The sequence below is a fragment of the Paenibacillus sp. J2L1-98 genome (assembly GCF_056269405.1).
Map to the genome: position 1 here is coordinate 795,703 of NZ_JBWDNW010000001.1, position 11,352 is coordinate 807,054.

An 11,352-nucleotide genomic window follows, 5' to 3' on the forward strand; every position below is an offset into this window, starting at 1 on the left:
AAATGCGGACGTTACAAACCGTTATTCAGACCTATCTGTTTCATGATTTTGCATACAGCGAGAAATAATATGAGAACAACTGAGCAGCAATAACACTATCCGGACTTTCTATAGTTGTTTTCGGACTTTAGAGCGGAAAGCGGCACAACGGTATATTTTAATGTTAGGCGTTAGTCTTATAATAGGCTTTACTATCCATTACAAATCTGTTCCATTAACAGAAATGACAAGAAAGGATTTTGAATGAACCATATGGCAAATCGCATAATAGGCAAATCGTATTCCATCCGGCACTACGTTAAAATCATGTTTGCGATACTCGTTTCCGTACTCATCCTGGACTGCATGATCAGCTTTGCCGCAATATCTATCGTCAAGCAGCAATCTACCCGCTATTTGCAGGATACGGCTAATATGTATATGAACCAAATCGATCATGATTTTGCCTACATTAAACACTATATGGGATGGACGCTCGCAAACGATGCGAGCATAAAGACGATGAACCGTTTCCGTCCCGTCGACAGCGAGTTTTTAAAAGCAAATCATGATCTGTACAAACGCTTCTCCGAGCTCCAAAGAAATTACGGACAAGAATATAACTTTTTCGTCTATTTAAAAAATCAGCAATATTTTATGAATGCCGCACCTGCTACCTTAAATTATTCAAATTATGTGGAATTAAAAAAACAGATTTTTTCCTATGCGCAGGATAAAAATCTGTTTAAAAAATTTTATTCGAATTGGACGCTAATTGTTATCAAAGATAAGTATTACACCATTAATATCGTACCTTATTATGATAGTTACCTGATTTGCCTCATATCCGCCGATGACTTAATCCGTCCCCTGCAGCAGCTTAATCTCGGAGAGAATGGACTTGTATCCTTGGTCAATCAGAACGGGCATGAACTTCTTTATCCGAAATCAGACGAAGAAACGACCGTCCATAAGAACACAGCAAACTCATCTCTTCTAAAGCTCGCAAAGAAAAGTACGATCGTCAGCGGAAAATTTTCAAATGCGACATTCGGCGTTAAACTGCTCATCAAATTCGGGACGTTTGAAAAAATTATGATTGCCCAATTGCTGATTATGCTCTTAGCCGTCATCGTCGCTTGTTCATTATGCGGCGTCATGCTCTATTTCAATATTCTCATATTAAGGCCTATTAAAAACTTTTCGTTTAACTTGAAGCAATTTAATGCGGACAGCAAGCCATTCGATAGCAAAATGAACAAAATAGTTGAATTGGAGCATGCGAATAAACTGTTTAAAAACCTGCTGGAACAAATTAAAATTTTTAAAATTGACATTTATGAACGCGAATTGGAAAAACAGAGAATCCAGCTTGACTATATGAAATTACAAATTAAGCCGCACTTTTTCCTAAATTGCCTTACGAACATTTATAGTATGGCCCAGATGCAAATGTTCGAGGAAATTCAAAGCATGGCGATATCGACCTCAAATTATTTCCGCTATATTTTTCAGAACGGGCAGGACTTTGTTAGGCTGAATGATGAAATCGATCATGTCCGCATTTACCTGGAAATTCAAAAGCACCGCTACCGGGATGCCTTTTCGTATCGCTTTGAACAGGCTGACGGCATGGACAATATGATGATTCCGCCGCTGGTTCTCCAAACTTTTATCGAAAATTCGGTTAAATATGCGGTTTCAAGAGAAAGCGAAGTGCACATTCATCTTGTTGTCGAGCGTTTGCTGGAAGCAGATGAAGAGCAGGCCGTAATCCGCATTACCGATACCGGTCCCGGGTTTGATCAGGAAATATTGGAAAAACTAGTAAGTGGACAACCGCTGGATCAATCAAAGGGCAACCATATCGGCATTATGAATACGCTGGAGCGGCTGGAATTGCTATACCAACATAAAGCCAAAGTTCATTTTTCCAATTCCGAAAACGGCGGCGCTTGTATCACCATATACCTTCCGCATCCTCCTCAGGCATCGGTGTAAAGGAGCAATAGATGATGAATGTACTGCTTGTTGATGACGACTATTTTGTTGTGACAGCACTGGAGAAAAAAATGAATTGGAAAGCGCTCTCCATCGAACATATTTATACCGCTTTTAATATCGCTCAAGCACAGGAAATACTAAAAAAGCACGATGTCCACATTCTCATTTGCGATATCGAAATGCCGCAGGGAAGCGGACTCGAGCTTCTGGCATGGATCCGAGAGGAGCAATACAACGTTCAAGCCATATTCCTGACGAATTACGCCGATTTCAACTACGCGCAAAAAGCGATAGAATTGCAAAGCTTTGATTATTTTTTGAAACCGATCGCGTTCGATAAGCTGACGCTTATTATCCAAAAAGCGGTTGATAAAGCAAAAGAACAACAGCATCAAGCAGCCGCCATACAGGAAGGATACTATTGGAAAAAAAATCAAAAAAAAGTGCAAGAGCATTTCTGGCGTGAACTGATAACCGGGAAAACCTCCTACTCCAATCCCGTCAGCATCGCCCATTCGATTGCGGAGCAAAATCTTCCCTATGTGATGACAGATCAGTTTTTGCCCGTTCTTATCAACATTTTTCCTTATGATGAAAGCTTGGGAAAAAAAGATAAAGACCTTTTTGATTTTGCCCTTATAAATGTGCTTTTTGAATGTTTTCAGGATACCCGCTTTTCCATGGAAGCCATTTTGGAATACAAGGACTTCAATTGGATAGCTGTACTCAAATGGATTGACGCACCTGATTCCTGTATCATCGAAGACATCAGCTCTTCCTTTATCCAAAAGGCGAATAGATATCTCAAATGCGACACCTGCAGCAATATTGCCGTCTCCGGAAAACTGGAAGACATTCATCCGATCATTAAAGATCTGCTGAGCATGAACGAGAAAATGATCAAGTACCGTAACCAGACCTTTTTATTGGAACATTATCAACAGACGGAAACATCCTACTCTCCGCCAAATTTGGCCCTTTTGGAGCAGTTGCTGGACCAGAACAACCCCTCCGCTTTTCTTGAAGAAACGAACAAATATTTGCAAAACATTGTTTTTAATCAGATATTGAATGCGTCTGTCCTAAGCCTGTTTCGCTTGGATATGGTTCAGCTTGTTTACTCCTATCTCAAAGGCAAGGAGATACAAGCTCATAAAATGTATACGGGAAGAACAAACGACCAATTATTTATGCAATCTCTGAACTCTATCGAGGATATGGAGAAATATCTCAGCTATTTAGTGAACACCGCAACAGAATATCGTAAATTCACAGAACAGCCAAAGTCTGTTGTAGAAGAAATAAAGCATCATATCCGCACGCATTGCGGCGATGAACTGACAAGAACCAGTCTGGCGGAAATCGTCTATCTCAATCCTGATTACTTGGCGCGCCTGTTTAAAAAAGAAACGGGCATTTCATTAGGGAGCTATATCATTCAAGCCCGCATCAAGGTTGCAAAGCATTTGCTAGAAACAACACAACTATCTGTGAATACCATTGCGGGCAAGGTTGGCTATTCCAATTACTCCTACTTTACTAAGCTCTTTAAACAGGAAATGGATTGTACACCTAATGAGTATAGGAAAAACCGGTAGTTTGCCTAATGAGGGCATGGCTCGCCCGAACACAACGATAAACTTCCAGTTCTATTCGGTCATATTCGACGACGATCAATATCAAAATGCCCGCCGGGCGCGTCTCATTCGCGTCCAAGCGGGCATCCTGCTGCCATGTTGCCGATTGTTACTTCCTATGCATTTTGAACTCGAGGAACAGCTCGTTGTAATGTACCAGCATCCGCTTGCCGAGGTTGTCATACACCTCCAGCTTCTCCGTTAACTCCGGATTCGGGTAGAAGCGTTCGTCGCCGGATACGTCTTCAGACAGCAGTGCGAGCGCCTCCTTATTCGGAGTCGAGTAGCCGACGTATTCGGCGTTCTGAGCCGCATGCTCAGGATCGAGCATGAAGTTCATGAACTTATAAGCGCCTTCGATGTTCCGCGCTGACTTCGGTATGACCATATTGTCGAACCACAAGTTCGAACCTTCCTTCGGCACGACGTAATCGAGCTTTCCGTTCTCGCCCATAATTTCTGACGCATCGCCTGACCAAACGAGTCCTACCGCCGCTTCCTCGTTCGCGAGCAGCATTTTGATCTCGTCGCCCACGATCGCCTTTACGTTCGGCGACAGCTCTTCGAGCTTCCGTTTCGCCTCCTGGAGATGCTCCTCATTCGTATCATTAAGCGAGTATCCCAAACTGTTCAGCCCCATTCCGACCACTTCCCGGGCTCCGTCCAGCAGCAATATTTGATTGCGCAGCGAAGGGTCCCAAAGATCATTCCAGCTCGTGATCGTCCTGCCGCCGAGCAGCTCGGAATTATAGACGATGCCGACCGTTCCCCAGAAATACGGAATAGAATATGCGTTGCCTGGATCGAACGAGAGATTCATAAATCTCGGATCGATATGCTTCAAATTCGGCAGCTTGCTGTGGTCGATCGGGAGCAGCAGCCCTTCTTCTTTCATTTTACTAATCGCATATTCCGAAGGGACGCTGATGTCAAATGTCGTGCCTCCCTGCTCGATCTTCGTCATCATCGCTTCGTTGGAATCGAATGTCTGGTAAATGACCTTGATCCCCGTCTCCTCCTCGAATGCCGTGACCAGCTCGGGATCGATATAGTCGCCCCAATTGTAGATCGTCAGTGTATTGCCGCCCGTATACCCTTGAGACGCATTCAAATAATTCGTCAAAACCATCAGCGCCAGGGCAGCGGCAAACACGGCGGCGAACAGCCGGATAAGCTGCTTCATCGTGCCACCCTCCTGCCTTTGGCTGGCCGGCTGTCCAGACGGTTTACGAAGTAGTAGCCGATGATGAGCAGTGCCGTGAACAGGAAAAGCAGCGTCGACAGCGCGTTTATCGACAGCGAGACACCCTGCCTGGCCCGCGAATAAATTTCCACGGACAGCGTCGAGAAGCCGTTCCCCGTCACGAAGAAGGTGACGGCGAAATCGTCAAGCGAGTAGGTCAGCGCCATGAAGAAGCCGGCGAAAATACCGGGTTTGATGTACGGCAGCACCACCTTCGTCAGCACCACCCATTCGCCTGCCCCAAGATCCCGCGCGGCGTCAATTAGCGACGGGCTCATCTCCTGCAGCTTCGGCAGCACCATAAGGACGACGATTGGAACGCTGAATGCGATGTGCGACAGCAGCACCGACGCAAAGCCGAGCTGAATGCCGATCATCGTGAACAAAATGAGGTATGACGCGCCAATGATCACATCCGGGCTGACGATCAGAACGTTGTTCAGCGTCAGCAGAGTACTGCGCGGCTGTCTCCGGCGGACGCGGTGGATGGCAAGCGCCCCTGCGACGCCAAGCATCGTCGAGAGTGCAGACGACAACAGCGCGATGACAAAAGTGTTCAGCACGATAATAAGCAGCCGCGTGTCCTGGAACACTTCCTGGTACCACTCGAGCGTGAAGCCCTCAAACCCATGCATCGTGCCGCCGCTGTTGAAGGAGTAACCCATCAGGTATATGATTGGCGCGTACAAAATGACGAATACCGCGACCAGATAAAGGTTGGACCATCGGTACCGTTTGTTCATAACCGTTCTCGCCTCCTATTTCCGGTCGCTATCATGATGATCGCCATCGCAATGATCAGGAAGACGGCGATCGTCGCCCCCATGCCCCAGTCCTGCGTGACGAGAAAATGCTGCTCAATGGCCGTGCCGAGCGTGATGACCTGGTTGCCGGCAATAAGCCTTGTAATCATAAACAGCGACAGCGCGGGAATAAATACGGCTTGGCATCCCGCTTTTACACCGTCCAGCGTAAGCGGGAAGACGACGCGGCGAAACGTTGTCCAGGGCGATGCGCCCAGGTCGCGCGCCGCAAATACAAGCGTCGGATTCAATTTCTCAAGCGCATTGTAAATCGGCAGGATCATGAATGGAATGAAAATATAAACCGATACGAATATAAAGCTAAAATCGGTAAACAAAATTTGCTGCGTGCCGATACCAGCTGTCTCCAACAACGCGTTCACGAAGCCATATGTACCGAACAGGCCGAGGAAGGCGTAAGTTTTCAGCAGCAGGTTGATCCAGCTCGGTAGGATGATAAGCAGCAGCCACAGCTGCTTATGCTTCGTCCGTGTCAGAAGCAGCGCCGTCGGGTAAGCGATAAGCAGCGAAAACAGTGTGATGAGGAACGCGTACCAGAACGAGCTAATCGTCATGCGCATATATACCGGCGTGAAAAAGGTCGCATAATTGCTCAGCGTAAACGTCCTGTCCACATCGAAGAATGAATAGTAGACGATCAGCACGATCGGCGCGATAACGAACAGCGCAATCCAGGCTGCATACGGAATCAGATACAGATTGCGGGTCTTAGCTGCCATGAGCATCACCGCCGTTATACGACTCCAACCGCATGTCGTATTCCTCTTCCGTTTCGTCAAAGCGCATAACGTGTATCGCCTCGGGATCGAAACGAAGTCCAACCTCTTCGCCGACAACCGCCTTTTTCGTCGAGTGTACGAGCCACTTGTTCCCAGCGTTGTCGCTGCCGTGAATTTCATAATGCACGCCGCGGAACAGCTGCGAGTCGACTCGGATTTGGAGTTTGCCATGCGCGGGCCCCGTAATTTCGAGGTCTTCCGGACGAATGACAATATCGACCGGTTCGTTCGGCTGCAGCCCTTTATCGACACATTCAAAAGTATGGCCGGCAAACGCTACAGTGAAATCGCGGAGCATTCGGCCCGGGACAATATTCGACTCGCCGATAAAATCGGCGACGAAGCGGTTTATCGGTTCGTCGTAAATATCCGTCGGTGTCCCGGTTTGCTGGATGCGGCCCTCGTGGAGGACGAAAATTTCGTCCGACATCGCAAGCGCCTCCTCCTGATCATGTGTAACAAAAATAAAAGTAATGCCGAGCCGCCGCTGCAGCTCGCGCAGCTCATACTGCATTTCCGTTCGGAGCTTCAGATCGAGGGCAGAGAGCGGCTCATCGAGAAGGACGATCTCCGGCTCATTGACAATTGCCCGGGCAATTGCCACTCGCTGGCGCTGACCGCCCGACATCTCGGCAACCTCACGCGTTTCGTAGCCGGCGAGATTGACAAATCGCAGCGCTTCATTCACTTTCGAATGAATTTCGGCTTTCGGCAGCTTTTTGACGCGAAGGCCGAAGGCGACATTTTCGAACACGTTCAGGTGCGGGAATAAGGCGTAATCCTGAAACACCGTATTCACCTGACGCTTGTTTGCCGGCACGTCGTTTATAACCCGGCCGTTAAAATGAATGCTTCCTTCGGATGGCTCAATAAATCCTGCGATTAGGCGGAGAATCGTCGTTTTCCCGCAGCCCGAAGGCCCGAGCAGCGTGTAAAACTTCCCCCTCTCAATGTCAAAGCTGACATTGTCCAGCACGGGCGTATCGGTATCGTATCGCTTGGTGACGTTCGTGAAGCGGATGACCGTTTCATTTGGCATTTGGCGATGTCCCCCTCCTTTTACATTTCGGCATATGTCAATAAATCTATCATATACGATAGCGAGCTTCCTCTAAAAGAGATTTTTACGGCATGTAAGAAAAGAAAAATATGGGTCTATTAAAAACAAACAAAGCCCCGAAATCGGGGCTTTGTCGAGTATCTTATAATCAGGTTTCTGCTTCGTTCGTTTCCTGAAACTTACAACTTAGATACTATTCTCATTGCTGTTACCCTTAACAATCCCGTTGTGGTTGCCGTTATTTTTAGACGGGATCGTAACCGCAATAGACACAGTGGATGTTGTTCCATCCGACAAACGGGTAACCTCTAAAACGAAATGAACAACGGTATCGAGCTTAGGAGGATCAATTACCCCATCCGTGGTAACAACTGCGCTGTCGGAACTTTTAATCGCAATTGTGAAGCCTTCAGGAACAGCTGGTAAGGTCAACTGCACAGCTTTTCTCTCAGGTTTTGCAATGCTTGTGATTGTCTCAGCTACATCTGCTGCTGTTACCGTTCTTGCAGGCACAACCACTTGAATCTCGCGGGTATCCGCCACGGAACCATCGGATGTTCTCGTCACAGTAAATACCAATGTTACCGTTGTATCGGCTTTAGGCGGAGCAATTGTTCCATCAGCAGCAATAACCTCGCTGTCAGAGCTCTTTATGGCGATTTCAAAACCATCTTCAACAGCCGGCAAAGTCAAAGCTGTTGCATCTTGGGCAGGTGCGTCAACATTTGTTACCGTGTTTGCTGCCTGACCCGCCGTTTTCTCAGCATTTGAAACCATAATCCAGCTGATTTGCGGTTCTGGCGCTCCTGTTACTCGATGCACAGTAACCGTCAATTTGCCGTCTGTAACTTTAACGTTCGTATAACCAAGCGTGTCTTTTGCAGTCGTAAATACATAATTGCTGGTTTTCGTTTCGCCGTTGATCACAATATTCGCTTTACGGCTTCCATTCGTGTACTGATACCAAGGATCATAAAGTCCGGTATAAACATTGTAAACACCATTTTCCAGATCGAACTGGTAAGTTAAATCATCGCCGCTGTTGCTTTTCAGATAACGGAGTGCAGAATACAGATCATCGCCTGCCGATCCGGAAGAATTTGTACCCGTACCTACGTACCCCCATGTTTGTCCCTTTGCCGGATCGTATGCTTGATCGATAGTATCCGGATTCAACAACACATCCTGCATATAGGATGTCATCGCCTGATAATCACTTGTTGCTGCTCCGCCGGCATGTACAAAGTAAGAGTAGGTATCCGGCACAACGTAGACCGTCGTGTTGATGACTTTATCCGCCAAGCCAGAAAGTGTGCCTGTTACTTGAACTACTCCCGGATTAGCAAAAGTAGCAGCTGTTATATTCCAATTTACAGGGGAATTAATTACCTCTCCATTTGACTTTGTAACGTTAACAGTGGAAGGAAATTGAGGCTGCTCACCCAAAATAGTCTGATTAGGCAATTCTGTATTTACAGTAATTTTACCCATGCGGTCTAATTCGGATAATTCCCACTCATCGTACCAGTTCAGTACAATTTCATCATCGTTTCCAAATTCAATCGGCAGCCAAATGTAGCGGGAATCCGCCAAATCAGCTGACTTCCATCTGTCACCCATGTAGATGAATTTTCCTTCCTCTGCATCGACAGGGATGATCGCTGTTCCTTGAGAACTGAATGTCGTAGAACTGCTAGGCGCAAAGTAACGCAATGCTTTCCATTCTCCAAAAATATCGTCAGCTACCGTATACTTTGCAGCATTCGGGTCCCAGCCTGTTGCTCCCGATGATACCATGTAATACTTGCCTTCGTACTTAAATACTTGAGGCGCTTCACGTTGAGCACCAGGGAAAACGCGAACGTAATCCTCTCCATACACGGCTTTATACTCCGTGTCGCGCTCAACATTACCATCTTTGTGCCAACCAACAACGTCTGTGTAAGTGTCGTTTAACTTGGAAATGTACATGGTCAGGTTTTCTTCGCTTGAATAAATGAGGTAAGCTGTACCGTCATCATCCTTGAATAACGTCATGTCCCGTGCCATCCCCGGCTGATTCGGCTGCCCGTTATAGGTTGCATCTTTAGGAGCACGGTCCATACGGAAGCTCTCTCCATAAACAAACGGTCCCGTCGGAGAGTCGCTAAGCGCATAACCAGCCTCAGCTTTTGCGTAATTAGCCGTCGATGTTGCAGTAGGTCCGTCTGTGTGCATCCACATCACGTACTTGCCGGTTGCATCGTTGTAGATCACTTTCGGACGCTCAATAATACGATTCGTACCGATATCATTCAGAATGTCTGCCTTGTCGTCTCGTCCGGCATAAAGCTGAGAGAACTGCGGGTCTGTCTCGAAGGACTCCAGTGAAGCAATTGCCCTAAGAGCTAACCCCTCATCCGTCCAGTTATAAAGATCTGTGGAAGAATAGACATGCACCCCGCGGGCAGGAAGGTAGCCGTCTGTTTTATCCTCTCCGTACCAGTAGTACTTCGAAGTTTTTTCGTCGTACATGATACCCCCGCCATGAGCTTGGATAGGCGCACCATTCGTATCCGTCCATACATCGCCCGGGTTGAAAGACGAATTTACTTTGTACACAATAAGAGACGCTATTGCCTCATTTAAACTCGTAATACTGCTGCGAATTTGCTTTTGATTACTCTCGGTGGAAATGTCTGTTCCGCTTGCAGAAAGCGTCTGTGCGACTTTCTTGACAGCATCAATAACAGTATTTAAAGAATCAACGCTGTACTTCGTGTAGGTTGTATTTGCCGAATAAACAAGCGCCTCTGCGATCTTGTCTTCCAGATCGGACAATGGAATCGTCACGTTCTGGCGGATAATCAAGTAGTTAATCAAAGGATCATTGTAGCTTGACAAGGATGCAGTTGCCGGCCCTTGAATGGCCACGTTTAACTGTCTATCGGAGACATGGATTTTATTGTAAGTAACTTCAGTCTCTGCATTGTACGCTCCGATCGCATAATCACCGGAGAGATTAGTACCTTCAGCAATCATGTTTACGTTTCTGCCGCTCCAAGGATTCTTGTAACCGAAAGTTACATCATAGTCGCCTTCAGGCAGCTCGAAGCTATACTTCAAAGCTTTATCTCTTACTTGAGTACCGCTGTAATACCGTAGAGAACCGGACTTACTGCTCGAATCGCTTACAGAAGTCTTGCTTGTGGCCGGATTATTTAAGCCCCAATACTTGCCGGACACTGGATCAGCACCGTACGCCTGTTCTGTTACAGACGACAGCAGACCAAACTTATCAGTGCCTTCTACCGTTGCCGGTGTCGGGTCGCCTGCATTCACGAAGTAAAGAATGTAGTCATTATTTTTGAGCTCTTCATTCGTGAACGGCAGATTGGGGTTAATCGCATTCACCGCTGCCTCAGAAGCATGGGCTAAAGGGATGGATAACGGTGCTGACAATGCCAGCATACAACCAAGTGCTGCAGATACCCATTTCTTCGAAAGTGGAAATAACAATAGTACTCCTCCTCAAGAAAGTTTAATTAATATACATCTTTGACCGTTCGAATGTATGCGTTTCCAACCCTGGCTGACTAGAAGGTCACTCCGAATGATAACGGAGTTACATCGTATCATCAACTGAACAATATGGACTGGAATGAACTGCCGTCTTTCCGCAGTATAACGGCTGATTTGGAGTTGAAATGTTCATATAAGTTCAATTTGTTCATACATCCAGTGCATAAAAAAGTACCCTATCCTGATCATTAGTCTACGAATATAACCCAGCCGACGGCCTCTTTTTCCTCACTGTACGTTCGTTTGAGGGGTACGATAACTTATT

At 46.6% G+C, this 11,352-nt stretch carries 7 protein-coding genes; 2 read left to right on the forward strand and 5 right to left on the reverse strand.

The window, feature by feature from the left end; translation table 11 throughout:
- The first annotated feature begins 252 nt into the window (after positions 1-252).
- Positions 253-1,980: a sensor histidine kinase gene (locus tag AC0YNZ_RS03675; protein WP_475825307.1), complete on the forward strand. Its 1,728-nt coding sequence runs from the start codon at positions 253-255 to the stop codon at positions 1,978-1,980.
- 11 nt (positions 1,981-1,991) lie between these two features.
- Complete coding sequence (locus AC0YNZ_RS03680; RefSeq protein WP_475825308.1) at positions 1,992-3,581, forward strand: response regulator transcription factor; 1,590 nt, start codon at positions 1,992-1,994, stop codon at positions 3,579-3,581.
- Between the two features lie 148 nt (positions 3,582-3,729).
- Here the strand turns inward: AC0YNZ_RS03680 and AC0YNZ_RS03685 are convergent, their stop codons facing one another.
- From AC0YNZ_RS03685 to AC0YNZ_RS03705, 5 genes are all read right to left on the reverse strand, one after another.
- Complete coding sequence (locus AC0YNZ_RS03685; protein WP_475825309.1) at positions 3,730-4,803, reverse strand: ABC transporter substrate-binding protein; 1,074 nt, start codon at positions 4,801-4,803, stop codon at positions 3,730-3,732.
- The gene (locus AC0YNZ_RS03690; RefSeq protein ID WP_475825310.1) at positions 4,800-5,606 is read right to left on the reverse strand and encodes an ABC transporter permease; all 807 of its coding nucleotides are present in this window, start codon (positions 5,604-5,606) and stop codon (positions 4,800-4,802) included. Before AC0YNZ_RS03690 ends, AC0YNZ_RS03685 begins: the two co-directional genes overlap by 4 nt.
- Positions 5,603-6,406, reverse strand: a complete 804-nt coding sequence (locus AC0YNZ_RS03695; protein ID WP_475825311.1) for an ABC transporter permease — start codon at positions 6,404-6,406, stop codon at positions 5,603-5,605. Before AC0YNZ_RS03695 ends, AC0YNZ_RS03690 begins: the two co-directional genes overlap by 4 nt.
- The gene (locus AC0YNZ_RS03700; RefSeq protein ID WP_475825312.1) at positions 6,396-7,505 is read right to left on the reverse strand and encodes an ABC transporter ATP-binding protein; all 1,110 of its coding nucleotides are present in this window, start codon (positions 7,503-7,505) and stop codon (positions 6,396-6,398) included. The genes AC0YNZ_RS03695 and AC0YNZ_RS03700 overlap by 11 nt, the downstream gene beginning before the upstream one ends.
- 207 nt (positions 7,506-7,712) lie before the next feature.
- On the reverse strand, positions 7,713-11,024 hold the full coding sequence (locus AC0YNZ_RS03705) for a family 43 glycosylhydrolase (RefSeq protein ID WP_475825313.1): 3,312 nt from the start codon (positions 11,022-11,024) through the stop codon (positions 7,713-7,715).
- Between the last annotated feature and the right edge of the window lie 328 nt (positions 11,025-11,352).

Excerpts from the sequence above, each read along its gene's own strand:
- AC0YNZ_RS03700 (WP_475825312.1), bottom strand. The coding sequence starts at position 7,505 with ATGCCAAATGAAACGGTCATCCGCTTCACGAACGTCACCAAGCGATAC.
- AC0YNZ_RS03690 (WP_475825310.1), bottom strand. The coding sequence starts at position 5,606 with ATGAACAAACGGTACCGATGGTCCAACCTTTATCTGGTCGCGGTATTC.
- AC0YNZ_RS03685 (WP_475825309.1), bottom strand. The coding sequence starts at position 4,803 with ATGAAGCAGCTTATCCGGCTGTTCGCCGCCGTGTTTGCCGCTGCCCTG.
- AC0YNZ_RS03680 (WP_475825308.1), top strand. The coding sequence starts at position 1,992 with ATGATGAATGTACTGCTTGTTGATGACGACTATTTTGTTGTGACAGCA.
- AC0YNZ_RS03675 (WP_475825307.1), top strand. The coding sequence starts at position 253 with ATGGCAAATCGCATAATAGGCAAATCGTATTCCATCCGGCACTACGTT.
- AC0YNZ_RS03695 (WP_475825311.1), bottom strand. The coding sequence starts at position 6,406 with ATGGCAGCTAAGACCCGCAATCTGTATCTGATTCCGTATGCAGCCTGG.